Raw genomic sequence first — 22,525 nt, 5'->3', positions numbered from 1 at the left:
CACCCGACCCTCAGGAGGGCTCGATGGATATTACAAGCGATACCCATAGCCAGCATATTTCGCGCCAGTTCAATCAGGAGCTCGAGGAGCTTAAAACCCACCTGATGGCCATGGGCGGACTGGTGGAAAAACAGGTGCAAAACGCCGTACACGCGCTGCTGGAAAACGACAGCCACTTGGCCGAAGAAGTGCGCGACAACGACCGCCAGGTCAACGACCTGCAGTTGCAGATCGACGAAGAGTGCACCCGCGTGCTGGCCCGGCGCCAGCCGGCGGCATCGGATCTGCGCCTGGTGCTGGCGGTGATTCGTGCCACCTCGGATCTCGAGCGTATCGGCGACGAAGCGAGCAAAATCGCCCGCAACGCGCTGCTCCTTTCGGAAAACGCCAGCACCGTGCGGGGCCTGGTCGAGGTGCGCCACATCAGCGAGCACGTGCGCAAGATGCTGCGCGATGCGCTCACCGCCTTTGCCCGCTTCGATACCGAGCTTGCCATGCAGGTAGTGCGCGAGGACGAATCCGTTGACGACGAGTACGGTAGCGCCATGCGCTCGCTGATGACCTTCATGATGGAGGATTCGCGCTCGATCACGCCGGTACTCAGCATCATGTGGGTGCTGCGGGCGCTGGAGCGCGTGGGCGATCACGCCAACAACCTGGCCGAGTACGTGGTTTACCTCGTCAAGGGGCTCGATATTCGCCACAGCGCGCCGGACAGCGTCGACCAGCAGATGCTAAAAAAGCCTTGACCTTTTAGCGCGTTGATTCTGCAATACGCCCGGCTTCTTAACCCACGCTTTTCGTCGGGCGTATTGCGAAAGGATCAACCATGCTGACTGCGGTTTCCGCACTGAGCCAGGGGCTGCGCCTGGTGTATCAAAAGGGGCAACGGCGCTACGTCTTTCTCCCCATTCTCATCAATCTGATCGTCTACATCGGCCTTGCAAGCTTCACCGCACGGCGTTTTTCCGGCTGGCTGGACCATGCCATGGCCAGCATTCCCACCTGGCTTGATTGGCTCGACTGGCTGCTTTGGCCGCTGTTCGTTTTGAGCCTGCTGGTGGCGATCTTTTTCACCTTCACGCTGGTGACCCATTTTATCGCCGCGCCGTTTTACGGGTTTCTCGCCGCGCGCGTGGAGCGCACCGCGACCGGCGTCGAGCCGCTGGATGATCGCGGTTTGGCTAAAACGGCGCTCGACGCGGTGGGCCGCGAGCTCGTCAAGCTGCGCTACATCCTGCCCAGGGTCGCGCTTTTGTTCGTATTCAGTTGGATTCCCGGGCTCAACCTGGCGGCCCCCTTTTTATGGGCGCTGTTTTCCGCGTGGGTGATGGCGATCACCTATCTGGACTATCCGATGGATAACAACAAGGTGAGCTTTAAGGAGATGCGCCGACGGCTGAGCGCGCGCTGGTGGCCCAGCATGAGTTACGGGGGCTTGGTCACGCTGATTACCTGGATACCGCTGGCCAATCTTTTTCTACTACCAGGGGCGGTCGCCGGAGCCGTGTTGATGTGGGACGCGCACTACCGTGATCTTGAAAGACTGCCTGCTCGTTAAAAGCGGCTTACGGTCAAACGCCTTGCGGTTTCCCAAGCGCTGGGGGCCTTGCTACTACCTAAAATGAAAACCCGCCATTACCCTCAACAAAAAAAGTACCCACAAAAAATTAGACCCCGCAAAGGGCGGGGTCTGGATCTCGTTTAGCGATTTCGATACGTAACGTAAGCTTCCAATCCTTGTGCGGGTCTCCAACCTTGGAATCTACCCTGACAAACGTTTTGATCTTCGCTTGATTCATTCCTTGAATCGGTGAGCATCCGTGCAGTGGGACATCCTTGCCCCTTCTTTTGCTCACTCCATAAGCGTAATACTTTGTACCGAAATTGCAAACAAATGTTACCTAAAGCGTTTGCTTAGGACTCGGAATTTTTCTCGACGACTTCTTCCGGTGACATTTCAGCACCTTCATCGGTCTCGCCTACTGAATCCGGGGCGGTACCCATGGAATCAGGCTCGCCGATCGTTTCGTCGTTCGGGCCTTGAGTATGGTGATCGGTCGTGAGCTCTTCCTGTGTGTAGTCAGGGCTCTCGTTGGTGTTCATATTGACGCCATGATCTTGCGTACCATCCTGCTCGACCATGCTGTCCTGGTTCTCATCGATAGACGGGTGATCAGTAGTATCTGCAAAGGCCATCGGGCTTGCCAACAGACCAAACGCAATACCTACGACACCAGCTTTCTTGAGTAGCTCCTTGGACATCATATTCCACCTCCTGAATTGCTGTGGTACCGCTTAAAGTAAGAAAGAGTGCCTTACGGCGAACTACTTTGAAGCAGCTGTCTTTCTTGCTTAAAGCTTTGCAGAGACTGTGCCATAAATCAAATCAAAAGTTAAAAACATTTAAAATCAATAACATAAAATATTACAAGACCTGTACAAGGGGATGTATCTAGCCTGATCAACGCCTCTATAGTGACTAAAAATGGCACATGCGCGAAGCTGTACCACTCTTTCATGCCATATTGACACACTTGTACAAGCGTTATTTTGAGATAGGGTCAGCTCAGGCGAGCGGCGGGAAAAATACAGCAAAAGGTCGCGCCCAGGCCCGGGCGGCTTTCGATCGAAAGCCGCCCGTCGTGGCGAAGCAGCACGTGCTTGACGATGGCAAGCCCAAGACCGGTACCGCCAGTGGCCGTGCTGCGGCCCTTGTCGACGCGATAAAAACGCTCGGTCAGCCGTGGAATATGCACCGGGTCGATGCCGTGGCCGTCGTCGCTGACCTCAAGACAGGCCCCACCTTCGGCGAGCTCGGCGTAGCGAAGCGTAATCGTACTGCCCCCCGGGGCGTAGCGCACGGCGTTGAATACCAGGTTGGACACCGCACTTCGCAGCTCCTGCTCGCTGCCGATCAGCCGCGCGTCACTTTCGATCTCAAGTGTGATCTGCTGGGGCGTTTCATGCTGCTGGCCAGAAAGCGCCCGAGCGTCCTGGCACACGCTTTCCAGCAGCGGGCCTAGCGCCAGCGGCTGATGATCCTTGCCGCCCTGATCGATCTCGAGGCGCGAAAGCAGCAGCAAGTCGTCGACCAGATTCTGCATGCGCAGGGTTTGCGCCTGCATCTGAGCGACGCTGCGGCCAAGCCTTGGCGGCAACTGATCGCTCAGATCGCTGTAGGTTTCCAGATAGCCAGAGAGTACGGTCAAGGGCGTGCGCAGCTCGTGGGAGACGTTGGCAACGAAATCCTGGCGCATCTGCTCCAGCCGGTGTAACCGAGTGATATCACGCGCCATCAAAAGCCGCTCATCGTCGCCGTAAAGCGTGATCTGATACTCGAGAATGCGCCGTTCGTCGATGGGCGAGGTGAGCGTTAGGGGCTCACTATATTCGCGGGATGAGAAGTAACGCACAAAAGCGGGGTCGCGCAGCAAATTGGTGATGTGCTGGCCGCGGTCATGGGCGGTTTGAAGCCCCATCATCTGCGTGGCGGCGCTGTTCCACCACTCCAGATCACCGTGACGGTCGAGCATGACCACGCTGTCGCGCATCGCCTCCGACGACTCCTGAATACGCGCAAGGGTAGCTCTCAGGCGGCCCTGGGTGATGCGCTGACTTTTCTGGTAGCGGTAGAGGCGGTCCAGAAGCTCGCCCCAGAGCCCGGGGCCGGCAGGCGGCTCTTCACTTGGCGTCAGCGTCAGCCACAGGTAAAGCGCGCGTAGCTGGCGCAGGTGGTAGAAAAGACACACCCCAAGACCGGCGGCGAGGCCAAACCCCGGCGCGCCAAACAGCCAGCCCATGATGATACCGAGCGTGGCAAGCCAGGCGATTCGCCAGAGTTCCCGGCTCCACAGGTGCACGCGTTAGCCCCGGGCAGAGAAGCGATAGCCCGTGCCGCGCACCGTCTGAATCAGGTTCTGATGGGCATCGCCCAAGGCCTTGCGTAGGCGGCGGATGTGAACGTCCACGGTGCGCTCTTCGACGTAGACGTTGCCGCCCCATACCTGATCCAGCAGCTGGCTGCGGGTATAGGCGCGCTCCTGGTGGGTCATGAAAAATTGCAGTAGGCGGTACTCGGTCGGCCCCATGTCGAGCGCCTTGCCGTGAGCACTGACCCGATGGCTTACCGGGTCGAGCAGCAGGCCGTTGATCTCCACCGGGTCTTCCATACCGCGCGGTGTCGTACGGCGCAGTACCGCTTTCAGGCGCGCGACCAGCTCCCTGGGAGAAAACGGCTTGGTGATGTAGTCGTCGGCGCCGGCCTCGAGCCCCTGGATCTTGTTGTCTTCCTCGCCCTTAGCGGTGAGCATGATGATCGGAAGCTCGGCGGTGGCCTCTTCGCGCTTGAGGCGGCGGGCCAGTTCGATGCCGCTGGTACCGGGCATCATCCAGTCGAGCAGCAGTAGGTCCGGCTGGTTGTCGACGACCAGCGCGTGGGCATCCTGGGCGTTATCGGCTTCGAGCACGCGATAGTCCGCCATCTCCAGCGCCACCGCGATCATCTCGCGAATCGGCGCTTCATCGTCGACGATCAAAACGGTTTTGGCGGTCATGGTCGGGCCTCACGGTGTCCAGGCGAAGTGGTCGATGACATATCGGTGACAATCACACCATGAGCGAGTGACAGTTTTATGACACCGACTGTCGCCACCTTAGCCCGTGACCGGCCAAAAGCTCAAGACGAGCCCGGCGAAGAGCAAAAGCCCCGACCAGTGATTGTTCAAAAACGCCTGGAAGCAGGCCGCGCGCTCGCGGTGAACGATCAGGCGCTGCTGATGCACGAAGGTGGCCGCCATGGCCACCAGGCCCAGCCAGAAAAAGCCCCCCAGGTTGACGGCCCACCCTACCCAGGCCAGCAGTAACAGCGTGGCTGCTTGCAGCAGACCAATAATGAGCCGGTCGGCCTGGCCAAACAGCACCGCGGTGGATTTGATGCCGATCTTCAAGTCGTCGTCGCGGTCCACCATGGCGTACTGGGTGTCATAGGCGACGGTCCACAGCACGTTGGCCAGAAAAAGCACCCACGCCACGAGCGGCACGTGGCCAAGAACCGCGCCAAAGGCCATGGGGATCGCCCAGGAGAACGCCGTACCGAGCACCACTTGGGGAAAGTGGGTATAGCGCTTCATGAACGGATACGTGGCGGCAAGCAAAAGCCCGCCCACCGACAGCAACACGGTAAACCAGTTGGTCAACAGCACCAAAATGAACGACACCGCCACCAGCGCGATGAACAGTACCTTGGCTTCGGCTTCGCCGATGCGCCCGGTGGCCAGAGGCCGGTTTTTGGTGCGTTTGACGTGGCCGTCGAAGTGGCGATCGGCGTAGTCGTTCACCACGCACCCGGCCGCGCGCATGGAGTAGACGCCGGCGATAAAGATCAACAGCACCCCGCGCCCCGGCACCCCCTCGGCGGCGATCCACAGCGCCCAAAGCGTGGGCCACATCAAAAGCCAGGTCCCGATGGGCCGATCAAGGCGCATCAGCGTGATGAAATCACCCGCCCGGGACCAGCCGGTCGGGCGCAGCAGAGAACGGTCCATGCTTACCTCTCGAGGATAAAACGCGCGCCCAGCTTAGCGCGAAGCCAGATCGGGTTCATCCGCCATGGTCGATAAAAACGCTTCCTGCACCAAAAGCGACAGCCCGCCGTGGTAGAAGATCGAACGCCGCGCCCAGACGCTCGAAAGCTCCGGCGCCTGGCGATGAGCGAACGCCGGACGCTGGCCGGTGGCATAAAGCGCGCCGCGCTTAAGACCCGGCTGGCGAAACAGCCAGCTACCCAGCGAGCGCTCGCCCAAACGCTCGAGGTGCTGCCCCTGGAGCTGCGACAGCGGCGCCACCGAGCGGGCCACGACCCAGGGCGCGCCATTCACGCACAGCGCCACCTCACGACACCAGGCAAGCCGGCGCGGAGCAAGGCCGAGCGCCCGCGCTTCGTCGCGTTCGGGTACGCCGACGCCCTGGCGCAGCAGCCGTACCCGAAACGCACCGGGGCACCCGCCGCCATCAGCCGCGCGGTCAGCGAATCGGTGGAGGCGACCCACCGCCACCAGGGCGCGCTCATGGCCGGACGCAGCGCCGAAACGGGTTGCCAGCGTGGAAAAAGCGCTACCTGCTGAGTGTGTGTCGCCACGCGATCTCCAGAGCGGTCAAGTCATAAAAGCTAGTGTAACATGATGGCCCAACGCGCTTTTCTCGAGAACATCCGTGTCTCGAGCTCCCGAATTCCAACGTCTGGTGAAGACATGGCCGACTCTTTCTCTCAAACCGATGCGCCGGTGGATCTGCTCATCATCGGTACCGGTATGGCCGGTATCGGCCTTGCCCGCGAGCTGCGAAGATTGGGAGATACCCGCTCGATCACCCTGGTAAGCGGTGATAGCGCCGATGAGTACAGCAAGCCGCTGCTCTCGACGGGCTTTGGCAAGCGCCTGACACCGGAGAAGCTTGCCAAAAAAAGCGCCGCCAGCGTCGCCGACGAGCTCGATGCCACGCTGTTATCGAATACTCACGTCGTCGCTATCGATAGCGACCGCCGCCGGGCGACCCTCGAAGACGGCGAGCATGTGGGCTTCGAGGCGCTGGTGCTGGCCACCGGCGCCGGCCCGCGAAACGCCTTCGACATTCCCGCTGGGCTTGCCGAGCGCTTTTTCAGCGTCAACGACCTGGACGACTACCGCCGCTTTCACGCCGCCCTGGCGCCAGGGCCCGCGCGGATAGCCGTTGTCGGCGCGGGGCTCGTGGGCTGCGAATTCGCCAACGACCTGCTCGCCGGCGGCCACCAGGTCACGCTGATCGCCCCGGAGGCCACGCCGCTGCCGCGCCTTCTGCCGGTACCGCTGGGTCAGGCTTTGGGCCGCGCTTTCGAGGCCGGCGGTATCGAACTGGCGTTGGGCCGCACGGTGAGCCGCGCCGCCGCCGCCGCCGCCGAGCACGACGACATTGCCCTGACGCTTGACAGCGGCGACACCCATCACGTCGACGCGGTGCTGATGGCCACCGGCCTTGCCCCGCGAAGCGCGCTAGCGCGCGAGGCGGGGCTCGACGTCAGCGAGAGCGGCATTCATGTCGACCGTACACTGGCGACCTCCCACGCCGGCATTTACGCCTTGGGCGATGTGGCATGCATAGACGGCGTCAACGCTATGTACGTCCAGCCGCTTCAGGCCAGCGTCAAGGCGCTGGCCGCCACCCTCACCGGTCAACCAACCCGTGTGCGCCTCGGTGCCTGGCCGGTGGTGGTGAAAACGCCGCTTTTGCCCGTGGTGGCCTACCCGCCGGTCGGCGCGGGCGCCCAGTGGCGCATCGAGGGCGAAGGCGATACGTTGACGGCGCTGGCCGACGATAAAGATGGTCAATTAGTCGGGTTTGCGTTGACAGGCGGGGCGGTCAAAAGGAAAGTGGAGCTTTCCAGAGCAGTACCCGCGCTGCTAGGCTAAATCGCAACGCAGTGGCGCTCGAGCCCGGCATCGGGCTTGAGCCGAGAAATTAAAACACTCGTTCGTTTTCAATCGCACTCATAAGCGTTACGCTTATTTTTTCTATCAGGGAGACCCCTTTTATGCGCAAACCTGACCTGGCCGCTGCCATCGCCGATAACGCCGACCTATCCAAGGACAAGGCGGGCCAAGTGCTGAACGTCATTCTCGACGAAATTACCAACAGCGTGGCGAAAGGCGAAGACGTTGCCCTGATCGGCTTTGGTACATTCACCGTACGCGAGCGCGCCGCCCGCACCGGCAAAAACCCGCAAACCGGCCAGCCGCTGAACATTCCAGCCAGCAAGAACGTGGCGTTCAAGCCCGGTAAAGCGCTCAAGGACGCCGTCTCCTAATGAAACTCCGGCTTGCGCTGTTGCTACTGGGCTTGTTGCTCAAGCGAGCGCTGCGGCGTAAGCCGCGCTTCAAGGAGCAGCTCGAGCGGATGCGCGGTTTGGATTGGGGCATCGCCACCGAGGATCTGGACACGGCGCGCCACTACCGGATGACGCCCAAGGGCATCCACACCGGCAAGGGCCTGCCGATCGACCTGGATCTGGAGCTGCGCTTTCGCGATCAGGACGCGGCGCTCAGGATTCTCAAAAAGCCGACCCAGCAGGCGTTTCTGCACGGCATGATGAACGGCGACGTTCGCCTGGTCGGCGACTCCAGCGACCTGACTAAACTGCAAAAGCTCTTGAAGCACCTGTAGCGCTCAACGGCCCGCCTTTAACGGCGGGCCGTTTTGATAGATCCCTTCGCGTCACATCCGCCCGGATGATTCGCTTTCCTGAAAGCACCCTGCTTTTGCCGCCCTACCCCGGCTTACTGACGACAAGCGCCTAAAATGGTATCGATACCTAACGTCGTCAAAATGGCGTGAGGAGCACGAAGGCCGTGGCCAGGCGCTCACCGACATTGTTATACTAAAGTCTAACGAATCATCGAAGAGACGCCATGCCGATCGCTCTACCGCTGCGCCGCCTTTGGACACTGGATAAATTCGCCTACAGCCTGCGGGTGTTCATCGCCTTTAGCGGGGCGCTTTTGTTTAGCGTGTTTCAGGCCGACGTGGCGCTGGTCATTCCGCTGTTTCTGGGCATCATCGCCTGTGCGCTCTCGGAAACCGACGATAGCTGGCAGGGGCGGCTTCAGGCGCTGATCGTGACGCTTTTGTGCTTTGCGCTGGCCTCCTTCGTGGTGCAGTGGCTGTTTGCCTGGCCTTGGCTATTCGCGCTCGGGCTTGGGGTGTCGGCCTTTACGCTGATCATGCTCGGCGCCATCGGCCAGCGCTACGCCACCATCGCCTCGGGCACGCTGATTCTCTCGATCTATTCGATGATCAACATCGAGCAGCACGGCGGCGTCGATGCCGATGTCGCTTCGCGCCAGCTTTTGCTGCTGGCGGGAGCGGCTTGGTACGGGCTCATCTCCGTGATCTGGTGCGCGCTCTTTTCCCGCCAGCCGGTCAAGCAGAGCATGGCGCGGGTGTACAAGACGCTGGGGGAGTTTTTGATCCTCAAATCGGCGCTGTTCGAGCCGGTACGCGGCGTGGATGTGGAGGCGCGCCGGGTGGCGCTGGCGCACCAGAACGGCCAGGTAGTGGCTGCGCTCAACCAGGCCAAGGAGATGATCTTTCGCCGCCTGGAGGGCCAGCGCGGAAGCAAAAAGCTCAACCGCTACCTGCGCATTTACTTCATCGCTCAGGACATCCACGAGCGGGCGAGCTCCACCCACTACCCTTACAGCGCGCTGACCGAAGCGTTTTTCCACCACGACGTGCTGTTTCGCTGCCAGCGCCTTCTGGACCAGCAGGGCCGGGCCTGTCGCCAGCTGGCGAAGTCCCTGCTATTGAACCGCCCGTTCGATCACGAGCTCAGCGAGCAGGCGCTGATGGATCTGCGCGCCTCGATCGATAATCTGAGTGATCGCGACCGCCCGGAGTGGCGCGCGCTGATTCATCCACTCAACGCCCTGGCGGATAACCTGGCCACGCTGGAGACCCAGATCGCCAGCGTCCACAACCCCGATAGTAGCGATGATCGACGCGACAGCGCCCTGTTCGACCGTTCGCCGTCGAGCATCAAGGAGGCCTGGAATCGGGTACGGCTGAATCTGACGCTGGGCTCGCCCACCTTTCGCCACGCCGTGCGTCTATCGACGGCGCTGGTCGCAGGCTATGCGCTTTTGCAGTGGATCGATCCGGAGCAAGGGTTCTGGATTCTCCTGACTACGCTGTTCGTGTGCCGCCCCAACTTCGCCACCACGCGACGCTTTCTTTCCCAGCGGATTCTCGGCACGGTGCTTGGGCTGATCGTGGGCTGGGCTTCGATTTCGCTGTTCCCCAAGCCCGGCGTTCAAAGCGTGATCGCCGTGGCCGCGGGGGTCTGCTTTTTCGCCAACCGCGAGCGCCGCTATGTCATCGCCACCGCCTCGATCACGCTGCTGGTGCTGTGCAGCTTCAACCAGGTGGGAGACGGCTTCAACCTGATCTGGCCGCGGCTGTTCGATACGCTGATCGGCGCGGTCATCGCCGGGCTTGCGGTGTTCTTCATTCTGCCCGACTGGCAGGGCCGACGGCTCTACCGCGAGGCGGCCCGGGTGCTGACCAGCCACCGCGGCTACCTCGATGAAATCACTCACCAGTACGAAACCGGTAAACAGGACGATCTGGCCTACCGGCTGGCACGGCGCAACGCCCACAACGCGGATGCAGCGTTCTCGACACTGTTGACCAACATGCTTCACGAGCCCGGCCACTACCGCAAGCAGGACGCGGACAGCGGGCTGCGCTTTCTGGTGCTCTCCAATACGCTGTTGAGCCACCTGTCGGCACTCGGCGCCCACCGCCACCGGCTAACCGACGACGAAGACGACGCCGCGCTGATGCCCCAGGCCCGGCGCATCAGCGAGCTGCTCGAAGCGATGACCCGGGAGCTACACGCGCGCCAGCCCGTCACCGCCCTCGATGAGCAGACCGAGGCGTTGCTCGCCGCCCTTGGCGATGCGCCAAAGGCCGACACCCCGCCGGCCAGTGACGAGCGCACCACCGCGGTAACGCTTTACCGCCCGATTCAGAGCCAGCTCAAACTGATCGCCGAGCAGCTCACGCCGCTGGCCCAAAGCGCGGCCCGGCTCACCCAGCGGCCTAAACCGGCCGACCGCTAGACTTGCCCGTAGCGCCCGGCGGCTTCGCCCAGCCAGCGGCGTACCAGCACGGCGGTGGCTTCACGGTCGCTTTGAAGCGTTTTCGCCATCGCCGTGACGCGCTCCAGCAGGTCGGCGTCGCGCTCGAGATCGGCGATTTTCATCTGGGCAAGGCCCGTCTGGCGGGTGCCGAGCACCTCGCCGGGGCCGCGAATCTCCAGGTCCTTCTCGGCGATGCGAAAGCCGTCGGTGGTTTCGCGCATCACGCCCAAACGCTCCTTCGAGCTTTTTGACAGCGGCGGGTGATACAGCAGTACGCAGAAGCTCTCGGTGCTTCCCCGCCCGACCCGTCCGCGCAGTTGGTGAAGCTGGGAAAGCCCGAGGCGCTCCGGGTTCTCGATGATCATGAGACTCGCATTGGGCACGTCCACGCCGACCTCGATCACCGTGGTGGCCACCAGTAAATCCAGCTCGCCTTCCTTGAACGCCGCCATCACCTCGGCCTTTTCCGCCGCCTTCATGCGCCCGTGGATCAGGCCAATGGCAAGCTCCGGTAGCGCTGCCGTCAGTTCCTCGCGGGTGACCTCGGCGGCCTGGCACTGCAGCACCTCGGACTCGTCGATCAGCGTGCAGACCCAGTAGGCCTGGCGGCCGTCGCTGCAGGCGCGGCGGATGCGCTCGACCACTTCCGGGCGGCGCTCGTCGGACACCACCACGGTTTTGACCGGCGTGCGCCCCGGCGGCAGCTCGTCGATGATCGAGACGTCCAGATCCGCGTAGGCGCTCATGGCAAGCGTTCGGGGAATCGGCGTGGCAGTCATGATCAGCTGGTGCGGGGTGAGCCCGCCCGCCTCGCCTTTCTCGCGCAGCGCCAAGCGCTGGTGCACGCCGAAGCGGTGCTGCTCGTCGATGATCGCAAGCCCCAAACACTTGAAGTGAACGTCCTCCTGGAACAGCGCGTGGGTGCCGACCACCATCCGCGCTCGGCCATCGGCGATCGCTGCCTTGGCATCGAGGCGGCTTTTGCCCTTGAGCTTGCCGGCAAGCCAGGCGACCTCGATACCCAGCGGCTCGAACCAGGCCTTAAAGGAGCGGTAGTGCTGCTCGGCAAGAATTTCCGTGGGCGCCATGATCGCCGCCTGGCAGTCGCCGGCAAGCGCCGACAGCGCGGCCATGGCGGCGACCACGGTCTTGCCGGAACCGACATCGCCCTGCACCAGCCGCAGCATCGGCGCGGGCTCGACAAGATCGAGCTCGATCTCCTCGAGCACCCGGCGCTGAGCGCCGGTGAGCGCAAAGGGCAGCTGGGCCAGAAAGCGGGTTTGCAGGCTGCGCCCTGCCGGCAGGCGCGGGGCGCCGTCGGCCTGAATGCGCAGGCGCACTTCGCGAAGGCTCAACTGGTGGGCCAGAAGCTCCTCGAGCGCCAGCCGCCGGGTCGCCGGGTGCAGGCCCTGGGCGAGCGTGTCGAGGTCGACGTCCGGCGGCGGCTGGTGCAGCAGCATAAGGCTTGCGTGAAGCCCGGGCAGGCCAAAGCGCTCGGCCAGCGCCGGGGGGATCATGTCCGGCAGCGCTTCCGGGGCGGCTTCCAGACGCTCGAGTGCCTGCAGCGCCAGTGCCCGCAGCCGGGTCTGATGGAGCCCTTCGGTGGTCGGGTAGATCGGCGTGTAGTGCTCTTCGACCGGCGCCTCGGCATCACTGACCGGACGATACTCGGGATGATAAATTTCGAGCCCGGTAGCACCGGCGCGCGCCTCACCAAAGGCGCGCAGCGTCACGCCCGGGCGCAGCTGCTGGCTCTGCGCCGGGGAGAAGTGGAAAAAGCGCAGGCTCAGGATGCCGCTTTGGTCACGAAGGCGTACCAGAAGGCTTCGCCTTCGCCCCTTGACGATGTCGCAGGCGGTCACTTCGCCTTCGACCACCGCTTCGCTGCCCGCGCGCAAAAGCCCGATCGGCGTCAGACGCGTACGGTCCTGGTAGCGAAGCGGCAGATGAAAGAGCAGATCGCTCACCCGCTCGACGCCCAGACGCGCAAGCTTGGCCGCCAGCGCCTCGCCGACGCCCTTGAGCTCGGTGACCGGCGCGTCGAGCGCACTCATGGCATGGCCTGCCGGCACTGGTTGATCGCCTGCACCAGCGCGTCGATCGCCTTGGGTCTGGGAAAACTCGCCCGCCAAGCGATGGCCACGGTGCGCGAGGGCGAGGGCGAAACGAAGGGCCGGCTCGCCAGCAGTGAGCGTTCATCCTTCTGCGTTCCCAGCGCCGACTGCGGCAGCACCGTGATGCCAAGCTTCGAGGCCACCATATGGCGGATGGTCTCGAGCGAGCCGCCTTCGGCGATCAGCGTATTGCTGGGGCTGTTGAGCTTGTGGGTAATCGCCGGGCAGGCTTCGAGAATCTGGTCGCGAAAACAGTGCCCTTCGCCCAGCAGCAATAGCCGCTCCTCGAGCAGCGCCTCCTTCTCGATCGCCTCCCGTTCGGTCCAAGGGTGGCTGCTGGGCATCAGCACCTCGAAATCCTCGTCGTAGATCGCCTTGGTGACGACGTCGGTTTCGGTGAACGGGAGCGCGACGATGATGACGTCGAGCTCGCCGCTTTTGAGCTTGCCCCTGAGCGTGCCGGTCAGCCCCTCCTCGATGTAGAGCGGCATCTGCGGCGCCGCCTCGGCCAGCGCCGGCACCAGGTGCGGGTAGAGATACGGCCCGATGGTGTAAATGGCGCCGATGCGCAGCGGGTTGGCCAACTGATCACGGCCGGCGCTGGCCATCTCGAAAATCAGGCTGGACTGCTCCAGCACGCGCTGCGCCTGAGCGACGATTTTCTCGCCCAGCGGGGTGACCTGCACGGTGGACTTGGAGCGCTCGAACAGGGGCGTGTCGAGTTCGTCCTCGAGTTTTTTCACCGCCACCGAGAGCGTGGGCTGGGAAACGTGGCAGCGTTCAGCGGCGCGGCCGAAGTGGCGCTCTTGTGCAAGGGTTACGATGTAGCGAAGTTCTGTTAAAGTCATAACGGTGCCGGATGGCATCCTCTCGTAGCAGGTCGTGACTCAGTGTGACGATGAACGGGACGGCAAGGACAAACAAATTCTCTTGACGATGGCATATCTCAAGAGGACTTTGTATCTAATAGGGAATATTTATCATGAGGAGTGCGCAGGTGAAACTCACTGTACTGATCATCGGCTGTGGCGATATCGGCACCACCCTGGGACGCGAGCTGGTTAGCGAAGGCCATCGCGTCGTCGGCGTGCGCCGCCATACCGATTCCTTACAGGGGACCGGCATCGAGCCCCTGGCGCTCGATCTTGCGACGCTCGACGACGCCAGCGCCTCGGCACTGCCCCAAGCCGACTACGTCATCTACACCGTCAGCGCCGACCGCTTCGAAGAGAGCGCCTATCAAAGCGCCTATCCGGACGGCTTGAAACGCGTACTTGGCGTGCTCGAACAGCACGAAACACCGCCGCGGCGTATCTTCTTCGTCTCCTCGACCAGCGTTTACGGTCAGCAGGAAGGCGAAGTGGTCAACGAGGTCAGCCCCACCGATTCAACGAGCTTCTCGGGCACGCTAATGCGCACGGCCGAGCAGGCGCTGCTGGATCACCCGCTACCGGGCACCGTCGTGCGCTTTTCCGGCATCTACGGCCCCGGCCGCGACCGGCTGATCCACCAAGTCAAGAGTGGGCGCATGGCGGCCATCACGCCGGCGATCTACTCCAATCGCATCCACCGCGACGACTGCGCCGGGATTCTCGCCCATCTGATCCAGTGTCAGGAAAGCGGCAAGCCCTTGGCCGAGCTCTACCTTGGCAGCGACTCCGAGCCCGCCACCATGCACAACGTCATGAGCTGGCTGGCGAAAGAGCTCAAGGCCACCTCGACCGAGACCATGCAGTCGCCGCTGAGACGGCGCACCAGCAAACGCTGCGACAACAGCCGCGTGCGCGAAACCGGCTACGAATTCCGCTATCCGAGCTTTCGCGAAGGCTACGCCCAGATTCTCAAGGAAGGCGGCTTTTTGACGTCCAAAAGCGCCTGATTCGCGCCTCCCTTGAGACGAAAAAAGCGAGCCCTCAGGCTCGCTTTTTTATGCCTATTCAGACGCTTAGTCGCCAATTACCATGACTGCTTCGGCTTCGACCTGGCTGCCCTTGGGCAGCGCGCGTACGCCCACCGCAGCGCGAGCCGGGAAGGGTGCTTTAAAGAACTCTTCCATCACGCGGTTAACGATGGCGAAGTTATCCAGATCCACGAGATAGAGGTTGAGCTTGACGATATCGGTCAGCGAGCCGGCGGCCTCTTCGCACACCGCCTGCAGGTTGGTGAAGACCTGGCGGGCCTGGGCTTCGATATCACCGGAGACGATCTCCATGGAGCTCGGGTCGAGCGGAATCTGGCCAGAGAGATAGACCGTGTTGCCCGCCTTGATCGCCTGGGAGTACGGGCCGATGGCGGCCGGGGCCTTTTCGGTATTGATAACGGCTTTATTGCTCATGGACATGCTGCTCCTGTCATCGAAAATGGGATGGTTGAAAATCGTCGTTTAAGTTGTCGTTAAAATTGTCGTCGAAACTGTTTTTAAGAGCTGTCTTTAAAAACCGTCTTTAAAACCGTCGCTCACGCGGCCATCGAAAAAAGCGGGCCCGCCTCTGGCACTGCCAGAGGTTGCTGATGCGCGGGTTCTAGTTAGCCGTTCGGGTTATTTTACTGACGCTTGGCAGATTGCGGATACGCTTCATGATACGCGCCAGGTGCACGCGGCCCTTGACCGAAAGCGTCAGGTTCACCGTCGAAAGTTTGGCGTCGCGCTCTTCGATGCCGATGCGCTCGATATTGGCATCGGCGTCGGTGACCAGGCCCGCGAGCTCGGCCACCAGTCCCCGGCGGCTTTCGATCTCGATACGCAGCGCCACCGGGAAATCCTCGTCGATATCCTCTGACCACTGCAGCGTGAAAAGCTTCTCTGGATCGCTTTTCAGGTCTACCAGGTTTCGGCACTCGTCGCGATGCACGACGATGCCCTTGCCCACCGATAGATGCCCCACGACCGCATCGCCGGGCAGCGGGTGGCAGCAGCGGGCAAAGCTCAACACCATGCCTTCGCTACCGCTGATCACCACCGCGTTATCGCTGTTCTCCAGCCGGTTGATCTCGCGATTCTCGCCCTGGGCGGTATCCGCCAGCCGCCGGGCCGCCACGTAGGCCATACGATTACCCAGCCCCACTGACTCCAGCAAGGTATCAAGCGAGGAGACGTCGAGCTCCTTGAGCGCCTTGGCGAAGACCCGCTCGTCGAGCTCTTCGAGGCTCGTCTCATAAGAGGCCAGCGCCTTGTTGAGCAGCCGCCGCCCGAGCATGATCGCCTCGGACTGCTGCTGGTGCTTCAGGGCGTGGCGAATCGCCGAGCGTGCCTTGGCCGTAGAGACGAAATTGAGCCACGACAGGTTGGGCCGCGCTCCGGGGGCGGTGATGATTTCCAGCGTCTGGCCGCTTTCCAGCCGCGTGGAGAGCGGCGCCAGGTGACGGTCGATGCGACAGGCGATGCAGTTGTTGCCGATATCGGTGTGCACGCTGTAGGCGAAGTCGACCACCGTCGCGCCCTGGGGCAGCTCCATGATGTCGCCCTTGGGCGTGAACACGTAGATGTCGTCGGGGAACAGATCGTTTTTGACGTGCTCGATGAACTCCAGCGAGTCGCCGGCGTGGCGCTGCATCTCGAGTAAGCCCTTGACCCAGGCCCGCGCCCGGGCGTGGCTGCCCTCGGCGATCGGGTGCTCGGTCTGGCCGGCCTTGTAGAGCCAGTGGGCGGCAATGCCGTTGTTGGCCATCGCTTCCATCTCGCGGGTGCGAATCTGCACCTCGATGGGCATGCCGCGCTGGCCAAAGAGCGTGGTGTGCAGGCTCTGGTAGCCGTTCGCCTTGGGAATGGCGATGTAATCCTTGAAGCGCCCGGGCACCGGCTTGAAGAGGTTATGCACCACGCCCAGGATCCGGTAGCAGCTCGCCACGTCGTCGGTGATGATGCGAAAACCGAACACGTCCATGATCTCGGCGAAGGGCTTTCGCTGGTCGCGCATCTTCTTGTAGATGGAAAGCAGATGCTTTTGCCGGCCGATCACCGTGCCCTGGAGCGCTTCGTCGTCCAGGCTTTGCTGTAGCGACGACTGAATCTGGCGCATCGCGCTTCGCCGGTTGCCGCGGGCGCTGGCCACCGCGCGTTTGATCCGCTCGGCGCGCATCGGATGGATCGCTTGGAACGAAAGATCCTCGAGCTCGATGCGGATGGTGTTGATCCCGAGCCGCCCGGCCACGCGGGCGTAGATCTCCAGCGTCTCGCGGGCGATGCGCCGCTTCTTGTCAGGGCGCAGCGCGCCCAGGGTGCGCATGTTGTGCAGCCGGTCGGCGAGTTTGACGATGATGACGCGGATGTCCCGCGACATCGCCAGTACCATCTTCTGGAAGTTCTCCGCCTGAGCGACGGCCTTGTCCTCGAAGGTGATCTGGGTGAGCTTCGAGACGCCGTCGACCAGCTCTGCCACCGGCTGGCCGAACTGCTCGCCAAGGGCCTTTTTTGATACGCCGGTATCCTCGATCACATCGTGCAGCATGGCTGCCATCAGGCTTTGATGGTCCATGTGCATATTGGCGAGGATATTGGCGACGGCGAGCGGGTGGGTAACGTAGGGCTCGCCGGAGCGGCGCCGCTGGCCGTCGTGGGCCTGTTCGGCGTAGTAGAAGGCGCGTTTGACCTGCTGGATCTCGTCCGAGGGTAGATAGCCGCCGAGCCGGTCGGCCAGGTCATCGATGGTGAACATGGAACGCGCCCCTTCGGTTCCGGACTCAGTCGTCGATCTGAATGCTGGGCGCAGCCGGGCGCTGGCGTACCGGCGCCTCGACCGGCTCGTCGAGCACGGTATGATCGACCAGGCCTGCGGCGATCTCACGCAGCGCCATGACCGTGGGCTTGTCGTTCTCCCAAGCAAGCTGGGCATCGCGGGAGCCGCGGGCGAGCTGGCGGGCCCGCTGGGTAGAAATCATCACCAGCTTGAAGCGGTTTTCTACGTTTTCGAGACAATCTTCGACGGTAACGCGCGCCATGGGAGCTTTCCTTTAAAAAACGACGCCGGGCCGGCTGGGCTTGAAACGACCGCCGACTCGGCAAAAATGGGTCACTGGACCCGATAGATTACTCGACCGCCGGCGCCTGTGACAAGAGCGCCTTGAGCAGCGGGGCATGGCGATGCTGCATGGCAGCACGCGTCAGCCGCTGACTGGTGATCAGCGCCTGCAGCTCGCCAAGCGCGGTGGTGAAATCGTCGTTGATCACCAGGTAGTCGTACTCGTCGAAATGGGTCATCTCATTGACCGCATCGCGCATGCGCCGCGCGATCACCGCGTGCTCATCGGTGCCGCGGTTTGAAAGGCGCCGTTCGAGCTCCGCCCTCGAGGGCGGCAAGATGAAGATCGATACCGCATCACTCATCTGCTCGCGCACCTGCTGGGCACCCTGCCAATCGATCTCGAGAATCACGTCCTGACCGGCGGTGAGCAGATCCTGCACGGCGTGGCGCGAGGTGCCATAATAGTTATCGAACACGCGGGCGTATTCGAAAAAATCGCCGCGATTGATCATTGCTTCGAACGTCGCGACCGGGCAGAAATGGTAGTTCACCCCGTCCACTTCGCCTTCGCGCCGGCCCCGCGTGGTGTGCGACACCGATACCTGGAGGCCGTCCAGGCTCTCGATCAGCTCGCGAACCAGGCTGGTTTTCCCCGCGCCCGACGGCGCCGACACGATAAACAGCGTACCCTGGGACATGAAACGCTCCCCTCAAAAACAGTCGTTGACCCTGGCATGCCACGCTTACCGCTCGCATGTGGCGCTAAAGCCGGGCAGTATCGCATACCTGCCGCGCGGGCTGTAGTAAAAGCCTGGGCGCGCTCAATAAGCGTTAATCACCCAAGGAGAGCGGCATGCGAGGGACGGTTTTCATTCTGGCGCTGATTGCCTTGGGTGTGGCGCTGCAAAAAGGCATCATCGAGATTCCCCGCCAGTGGGCGCCCTGGGCCCCGCTGCATATCGACGACCCGATTACGCCGGTCACTAAACTCAAGCTCAAGCGCCTGGAAGGCGACCGCCAGGGGTGTCTGGCCGCGCTAGACACCGTGCCCTCGAGCGAGCTCAACTACACGCCGGTGGCGGACTATTCGCCGACGACGAGCTGCCCGCTTTCCAACATCGTGCGTATGAATTCGAGCAGCGTGCGCTTTAACCGAAGCTTCGTCGCTTCCTGCCCCATGGCACTGGCCTGGGTCATGTTCGAGCGCCACGAACTTCAGCCCGCCGCCGCCGAGATCATGGGCAGCCGCGTCAGCCAAGTGGATCACGTGGGAAGCTTCGCCTGTCGCAACGTTTACGGAAGAGCAACCGGGCGTCGCAGTGAGCATGCCACGGCAGAAGCGCTGGATGTCACGGGATTTCGTTTTGAAAACGGCCGGCGCATCACGCTAATCAATAATTGGGACAACGAAGGCGCAGTAGGAGAGTTCTTCAGAGCGGCGCGAGATGGCGCCTGCAAAAGCTTTGGAAACGTACTGGGGCCGGAATACAACGCCGCGCATGCCGACCACTTTCACATGGGCATGCGCGGCTACGGGCTATGCCGTTAGACGATCACTCGAGGTTGATGTCGTCTTCGTCGGTCAGCGCGCCCGCCGCGGCACCTGCGCCGGCGCCAAGAATCGCGCCGCCGCCGACGCTGCCGCCGGTGGCCGCCGCGGTACCCGCGCCGACCGCCGCGCCCACGCCCGCACCGCTGGCGGTACGCTCACCGGTGGTGGAACCACAGCCGGCCAGGCCGATAGTCAGCGCGGCAATGGCGGAAAGCGTCACGATGCGCGAGGTTTTCAAAATCGGGGTATGCATGAGTCATCTCCTTATGGGGTGCACCTATATAACCTAGAAAGGTTTGTACGCCTTTGCCAGCTTTATTGCGCAAACGCCGATTTAACTCATGTTATTACTTAGCGAAGAGGCCGGGTACGTGCGTTTTTCCAGCCACCGCCCAAAAACGAAGATGACCAGCCCGCATAGCGCCAGCCCAGTGCCCACAAAGCCCGTGCTCGACGGCGTGAAACCGGCGCTGATGGCAAGCCCGGCAAGCCAGGCGCCTAGGGCGTTGGCGCCGTTGAAGGCGGCGTGATTGAGCGAGGCCGCCATGGTCTGGGCGTCCTCCGCCACGTCCATCAGGCGCGTTTGCAGCGACGGCGCCAGTGCCATGCTGGTTCCCACCAAACCGACGAACAGAAGCCCGCTCCAGACGCTGTTGGCAGCAAAGTAGTAAAGCCCTTGAATCACCGCGCACCAGATCAAAATGCGTGGGATTGCGCGCATCAGGTTCTTGTCCGCCATGCGCCCGCCTACCAGGTTACCGATGATCGAGCCGATACCGAAAATCACCAGCACCAGCGGGCCGAGTGCCTCGCTCATGCCGGCCTGGCGAGTCAGCGTAGGCATCACGTAGCTAAAGATGGAGAACATGCCGCCGCAGCCAATACAGGCGATGGCGATGGTCACCAGCACGCGCTGTTTCAAGAGCGCCGAGAGTTCTTTCACCGGGCTCGCCGTCAAATCGACAGGCTGTACGGGCACGAACAGGCGAATCAACAGCGCCGTGACGACGGCGATGACGCCCACCCCGGTAAACGCGACCTGCCAGCCGAACTGATTACCCGCCCAGGTGCCCAGCGGCGCGCCGAGCAAAATCGCCACGGTCAGCCCCATCATCACCCGCGACACCGCCCGCGCCCGCTGATCTACCGGCACCGCTCCTGCGGCGACCAACGCGGCCACACCGAAGTAGGCGCCGTGCGGCAGCCCCGCCAAAAAGCGCAGCGCCACGAAGGACCAGAACTCCGGCGCCATGGCGCTGGCGATGTTACCGACGGCAAACACGAGCATCAGCAGAATCAATAAAAGCCGCCGCGGCATGCGCGCCGCCAGCGCCGAGATGATCGGCGCCCCCACGACCACGCCCAGGGCGTAGCTGCTAATGGCGTAGCCCACCTGGGGCACGGTGACCGCGAGATCCCCCGCTACCCGGTTCATCAATCCCATGATGACGAACTCGCTGGTGCCGATCCCGAAACCGCCCAGCGCTAACGCAAACTCGGCCAGCCGCGGACTCCGCGCCTGGCCTTGAGAAGACTCTTGCACACCTTGCTCCCCGGACGCTCGGCGCCCGCATGTCGATCGCTTTGAATGGCGCGAATGATCGCAGGATTAGACGAAAGTAGAAACACGGACGGCCAAAAAGTTGGTCGTGCGCCGCCCCTTGTACGCGTGATTTGCTGCTACGTTAGAGATTCACTTCGCAACGCGTGACGACCGCGAGCCCATGACACCGGACACCATTACCCAAGCAATGAACGCGCTGGCCGCGATGGATGCGGACATCGCCCGTGCCCTGCCCCAGGTCGGCGCCCCCGCGCCGCGCCAGCGCGAGCGCGGCTTTGCCACCTTCTTCTCCACCATCGTCAGCCAGCAGCTCTCCGTCGAAGCGGCGCGCTCGATCATGAACCGGGTCAACACGCTGCTCCCGGCGCTTCACGCCAAGGCGGTGATGGAGGTAGAAGGCCAGGCACTGCGCGACGCCGGGCTCTCCTGGCGCAAGATCGAGTACGCCAAGGGCTTGGCCGAGGCGGAGCTTGCCGGCACCTTCAGCGCCGATGGCCTCGAACGGCTAAGCGATGAAGAGGCCATTAGCGCCATCACCGCCCTTAGAGGTTTCGGGCGCTGGAGCGCGGAAATCTACCTGATGTTTTCGCTTGGGCGAGTGGACGTGTTTCCGGCGGACGATCTAGCCCTGCGCGTGGCGCTGGGCCGGCTCAAGCGCCTGGACGACAAGCCCACGCCCAGGCAGGCGCGCCAAATGGTCGAACACTGGGCGCCCTGGCGAAGCGTAGGCGCGCTTTTTCTGTGGCACTACTACCGCGGCGAGCCGCTTTAGGCGTTCAAGCCACCAAACTTGCCCGCCTGGTAATCCTCCACCGCCTGAACGATCTCCTCGCGGGTGGTCATCACGAAGGGGCCGTGGGAGTAGACCGGCTCGTCGATGACCTCGGCGTGACCAAACAGCAGCCGCGCCCCCGTGGACGCTTCAATATCGAGGTGCTCGCCGTCGCGGTCGACTTCGATCAGGTGGTGTGCCTTGGCCGGCTCGCCGCCCACGCTGACATCGCCGTTCACCACGTAGAGAAACACCTGGCGGCCAGCCGCGACGGGTAGCGTTACGCGACTGCCGGCGGGAAGCGTCAGCGTCGACATGAACACGCCGGTTAGCGTCTCGACCGGGCCTTGGGTTTCTTCCCACTCGCCGGCGATCAGATTCAGCTCGCCGCCGCCGGCAAGCGCTACGCGGGGAATGTCACCCTGCTGCAGGCCGACGTAGTGCGGCGCGCTCATCTTGAGTTTCGAGGGCAGGTTGATCCAAAGCTGCAGGATCTCCAGCGGCCCGCCGTCGCGCTTGAACTCCGGCGGCGATACTTCGGCGTGCACGATGCCGCTACCCGCGGTCATCCACTGCACGCCACCTTCATGGATTACGCTCTGATGGTCGGTGCTGTCGGCATGGGCAAGCGAGCCTTCCAAAATGAACGTCACCGTCTCGAAGCCGCGGTGCGGGTGCGGGCCAAAGGGCAGCCCCTGGTTGTTGGCCGGGTAGGTCTGCGGGCCGTGGTGGTTCAAAAATAGAAACGGATCGAGCTGATCGAGCCCGGGCCCCGGCAGTGGGCGCCGGGTGGTGAGATCGCCGATATCGTCGCGGTGCGCCGGATGCTGTTGGATGACGCGGCGCGCGGAGGGGGAAGTCGATGCAGGCATATCGTGCTCCTCGATGC

The 22,525-nt window shown here is 62.7% G+C and carries 23 protein-coding genes; 9 read left to right on the top strand and 14 right to left on the bottom strand.

All coding sequences use genetic code 11. From position 1 onward, the window contains the following. Positions 1-23 precede the first annotated feature (23 nt). Both phoU and cysZ read left to right on the top strand, forming a co-directional pair. On the top strand, positions 24-749 hold the full coding sequence (gene phoU, locus MQW23_RS10255; protein WP_252107998.1) for a phosphate signaling complex protein PhoU: 726 nt from the start codon (positions 24-26) through the stop codon (positions 747-749). An 80-nt stretch (positions 750-829) separates the two neighbouring features. Next, a complete protein-coding gene (gene cysZ, locus MQW23_RS10250) occupies positions 830-1,561 on the top strand; it encodes a sulfate transporter CysZ (protein WP_252107997.1) in 732 nt (243 codons plus the stop codon). 356 nt (positions 1,562-1,917) lie between these two features. On the opposite strand, the gene MQW23_RS10245 is transcribed toward cysZ, so the two are convergent. The 5 genes from MQW23_RS10245 to MQW23_RS10225 all read right to left on the bottom strand — a co-directional run bounded on the left by MQW23_RS10245 (position 1,918) and on the right by MQW23_RS10225 (position 6,056). Beyond that, a complete protein-coding gene (locus MQW23_RS10245; RefSeq protein ID WP_252107996.1) occupies positions 1,918-2,268 on the bottom strand; it encodes a hypothetical protein in 351 nt (116 codons plus the stop codon). A 296-nt stretch (positions 2,269-2,564) separates the two neighbouring features. Next, entirely contained in the window at positions 2,565-3,863 is a 1,299-nt protein-coding gene (gene phoR / locus MQW23_RS10240; protein WP_252107995.1) for a phosphate regulon sensor histidine kinase PhoR, read from the bottom strand. A 3-nt stretch (positions 3,864-3,866) separates the two neighbouring features. Then, the gene (gene phoB, locus MQW23_RS10235; RefSeq protein ID WP_252107994.1) at positions 3,867-4,556 is read right to left on the bottom strand and encodes a phosphate regulon transcriptional regulator PhoB; all 690 of its coding nucleotides are present in this window, start codon (positions 4,554-4,556) and stop codon (positions 3,867-3,869) included. Between the two features lie 99 nt (positions 4,557-4,655). Then, positions 4,656-5,546, bottom strand: a complete 891-nt coding sequence (gene ubiA / locus MQW23_RS10230; RefSeq protein WP_252107993.1) for a 4-hydroxybenzoate octaprenyltransferase — start codon at positions 5,544-5,546, stop codon at positions 4,656-4,658. A gap of 33 nt (positions 5,547-5,579) precedes the next feature. Then, positions 5,580-6,056: a chorismate--pyruvate lyase family protein gene (locus MQW23_RS10225; protein WP_319022811.1), complete on the bottom strand. Its 477-nt coding sequence runs from the start codon at positions 6,054-6,056 to the stop codon at positions 5,580-5,582. A 195-nt stretch (positions 6,057-6,251) separates the two neighbouring features. On the opposite strand from MQW23_RS10225, the gene MQW23_RS10220 reads away from it, so the two are divergent. The 4 genes from MQW23_RS10220 to yccS all read left to right on the top strand — a co-directional run bounded on the left by MQW23_RS10220 (position 6,252) and on the right by yccS (position 10,652). Next, positions 6,252-7,445, top strand: coding sequence for an NAD(P)/FAD-dependent oxidoreductase (locus tag MQW23_RS10220; RefSeq protein WP_252107992.1), 1,194 nt, complete (start codon positions 6,252-6,254; stop codon positions 7,443-7,445). A gap of 122 nt (positions 7,446-7,567) precedes the next feature. Further along, positions 7,568-7,840: an HU family DNA-binding protein gene (locus MQW23_RS10215; protein ID WP_252107991.1), complete on the top strand. Its 273-nt coding sequence runs from the start codon at positions 7,568-7,570 to the stop codon at positions 7,838-7,840. Then, complete coding sequence (locus MQW23_RS10210) at positions 7,840-8,196, top strand: hypothetical protein (RefSeq protein ID WP_252107990.1); 357 nt, start codon at positions 7,840-7,842, stop codon at positions 8,194-8,196. The genes MQW23_RS10215 and MQW23_RS10210 overlap by 1 nt, the downstream gene beginning before the upstream one ends. Before the next feature lie 245 nt (positions 8,197-8,441). Then, complete coding sequence (yccS, locus tag MQW23_RS10205) at positions 8,442-10,652, top strand: YccS family putative transporter (RefSeq protein WP_252107989.1); 2,211 nt, start codon at positions 8,442-8,444, stop codon at positions 10,650-10,652. Here the strand turns inward: yccS and recG are convergent. Continuing rightward, entirely contained in the window at positions 10,649-12,727 is a 2,079-nt protein-coding gene (gene recG / locus MQW23_RS10200; RefSeq protein ID WP_252107988.1) for an ATP-dependent DNA helicase RecG, read from the bottom strand. The genes yccS and recG overlap by 4 nt on opposite strands. Next, a complete protein-coding gene (locus tag MQW23_RS10195; RefSeq protein WP_252107987.1) occupies positions 12,724-13,635 on the bottom strand; it encodes a hydrogen peroxide-inducible genes activator in 912 nt (303 codons plus the stop codon). Before MQW23_RS10195 ends, recG begins: the two co-directional genes overlap by 4 nt. A gap of 149 nt (positions 13,636-13,784) precedes the next feature. On the opposite strand from MQW23_RS10195, the gene MQW23_RS10190 reads away from it, so the two are divergent. Next, positions 13,785-14,666: an SDR family oxidoreductase gene (locus tag MQW23_RS10190; protein ID WP_252107986.1), complete on the top strand. Its 882-nt coding sequence runs from the start codon at positions 13,785-13,787 to the stop codon at positions 14,664-14,666. Positions 14,667-14,732: 66 nt separating this feature from the next. On the opposite strand, the gene ridA is transcribed toward MQW23_RS10190, so the two are convergent. The 4 genes from ridA to gmk form a co-directional block, all read right to left on the bottom strand. After that, on the bottom strand, positions 14,733-15,122 hold the full coding sequence (gene ridA, locus MQW23_RS10185) for a deaminase RidA (RefSeq protein WP_252107985.1): 390 nt from the start codon (positions 15,120-15,122) through the stop codon (positions 14,733-14,735). A gap of 187 nt (positions 15,123-15,309) precedes the next feature. Then, positions 15,310-17,442, bottom strand: a complete 2,133-nt coding sequence (locus tag MQW23_RS10180; RefSeq protein ID WP_252107984.1) for a RelA/SpoT family protein — start codon at positions 17,440-17,442, stop codon at positions 15,310-15,312. Between the two features lie 25 nt (positions 17,443-17,467). Continuing rightward, positions 17,468-17,725: a DNA-directed RNA polymerase subunit omega gene (gene rpoZ, locus MQW23_RS10175; RefSeq protein WP_252107983.1), complete on the bottom strand. Its 258-nt coding sequence runs from the start codon at positions 17,723-17,725 to the stop codon at positions 17,468-17,470. A gap of 88 nt (positions 17,726-17,813) precedes the next feature. After that, entirely contained in the window at positions 17,814-18,446 is a 633-nt protein-coding gene (gene gmk, locus MQW23_RS10170) for a guanylate kinase (RefSeq protein ID WP_252107982.1), read from the bottom strand. A gap of 155 nt (positions 18,447-18,601) precedes the next feature. Here gmk and MQW23_RS10165 point away from each other — a divergent pair, with 155 nt between their 5' ends. Next, positions 18,602-19,297, top strand: coding sequence for an extensin-like domain-containing protein (locus MQW23_RS10165; RefSeq protein ID WP_252107981.1), 696 nt, complete (start codon positions 18,602-18,604; stop codon positions 19,295-19,297). A 4-nt stretch (positions 19,298-19,301) separates the two neighbouring features. Here the strand turns inward: MQW23_RS10165 and MQW23_RS10160 are convergent, their stop codons facing one another. Together MQW23_RS10160 and MQW23_RS10155 are read right to left on the bottom strand one after the other, a co-directional pair. Beyond that, entirely contained in the window at positions 19,302-19,553 is a 252-nt protein-coding gene (locus MQW23_RS10160; RefSeq protein WP_252107980.1) for a YMGG-like glycine zipper-containing protein, read from the bottom strand. A gap of 81 nt (positions 19,554-19,634) precedes the next feature. Continuing rightward, positions 19,635-20,843: an MFS transporter gene (locus MQW23_RS10155; RefSeq protein WP_252107979.1), complete on the bottom strand. Its 1,209-nt coding sequence runs from the start codon at positions 20,841-20,843 to the stop codon at positions 19,635-19,637. 181 nt (positions 20,844-21,024) lie between these two features. Between MQW23_RS10155 and MQW23_RS10150 the strand changes: the two genes are divergently transcribed. Next, positions 21,025-21,636: a DNA-3-methyladenine glycosylase family protein gene (locus tag MQW23_RS10150; protein WP_252107978.1), complete on the top strand. Its 612-nt coding sequence runs from the start codon at positions 21,025-21,027 to the stop codon at positions 21,634-21,636. Here the strand turns inward: MQW23_RS10150 and MQW23_RS10145 are convergent. Next, entirely contained in the window at positions 21,633-22,508 is an 876-nt protein-coding gene (locus tag MQW23_RS10145) for a pirin family protein (protein ID WP_252107977.1), read from the bottom strand. The two genes, MQW23_RS10150 and MQW23_RS10145, sit on opposite strands and share 4 nt — an antisense overlap. Between the last annotated feature and the right edge of the window lie 17 nt (positions 22,509-22,525).

Source organism: Halomonas sp. S3-1-1 (assembly GCF_023757625.1).
Taxonomy (GTDB): domain Bacteria; phylum Pseudomonadota; class Gammaproteobacteria; order Pseudomonadales; family Halomonadaceae; genus Vreelandella.
Note: the sequence above shows the minus strand (reverse complement) of the source record. Positions and strands in the feature narration are given on the sequence as shown.

Coding starts and splice junctions, on each gene's coding strand:
- ubiA (WP_252107993.1), bottom strand. CDS start 5,546: ATGGACCGTTCTCTGCTGCGCCCGACCGGCTGGTCCCGGGCGGGTGAT.
- phoU (WP_252107998.1), top strand. CDS start 24: ATGGATATTACAAGCGATACCCATAGCCAGCATATTTCGCGCCAGTTC.
- yccS (WP_252107989.1), top strand. CDS start 8,442: ATGCCGATCGCTCTACCGCTGCGCCGCCTTTGGACACTGGATAAATTC.
- ridA (WP_252107985.1), bottom strand. CDS start 15,122: ATGAGCAATAAAGCCGTTATCAATACCGAAAAGGCCCCGGCCGCCATC.
- rpoZ (WP_252107983.1), bottom strand. CDS start 17,725: ATGGCGCGCGTTACCGTCGAAGATTGTCTCGAAAACGTAGAAAACCGC.
- MQW23_RS10165 (WP_252107981.1), top strand. CDS start 18,602: ATGCGAGGGACGGTTTTCATTCTGGCGCTGATTGCCTTGGGTGTGGCG.
- MQW23_RS10150 (WP_252107978.1), top strand. CDS start 21,025: ATGACACCGGACACCATTACCCAAGCAATGAACGCGCTGGCCGCGATG.
- phoB (WP_252107994.1), bottom strand. CDS start 4,556: ATGACCGCCAAAACCGTTTTGATCGTCGACGATGAAGCGCCGATTCGC.
- cysZ (WP_252107997.1), top strand. CDS start 830: ATGCTGACTGCGGTTTCCGCACTGAGCCAGGGGCTGCGCCTGGTGTAT.
- MQW23_RS10145 (WP_252107977.1), bottom strand. CDS start 22,508: ATGCCTGCATCGACTTCCCCCTCCGCGCGCCGCGTCATCCAACAGCAT.
- gmk (WP_252107982.1), bottom strand. CDS start 18,446: ATGTCCCAGGGTACGCTGTTTATCGTGTCGGCGCCGTCGGGCGCGGGG.
- MQW23_RS10160 (WP_252107980.1), bottom strand. CDS start 19,553: ATGCATACCCCGATTTTGAAAACCTCGCGCATCGTGACGCTTTCCGCC.
- MQW23_RS10245 (WP_252107996.1), bottom strand. CDS start 2,268: ATGATGTCCAAGGAGCTACTCAAGAAAGCTGGTGTCGTAGGTATTGCG.
- MQW23_RS10180 (WP_252107984.1), bottom strand. CDS start 17,442: ATGTTCACCATCGATGACCTGGCCGACCGGCTCGGCGGCTATCTACCC.
- MQW23_RS10210 (WP_252107990.1), top strand. CDS start 7,840: ATGAAACTCCGGCTTGCGCTGTTGCTACTGGGCTTGTTGCTCAAGCGA.
- recG (WP_252107988.1), bottom strand. CDS start 12,727: ATGAGTGCGCTCGACGCGCCGGTCACCGAGCTCAAGGGCGTCGGCGAG.
- MQW23_RS10195 (WP_252107987.1), bottom strand. CDS start 13,635: ATGACTTTAACAGAACTTCGCTACATCGTAACCCTTGCACAAGAGCGC.
- MQW23_RS10215 (WP_252107991.1), top strand. CDS start 7,568: ATGCGCAAACCTGACCTGGCCGCTGCCATCGCCGATAACGCCGACCTA.
- MQW23_RS10220 (WP_252107992.1), top strand. CDS start 6,252: ATGGCCGACTCTTTCTCTCAAACCGATGCGCCGGTGGATCTGCTCATC.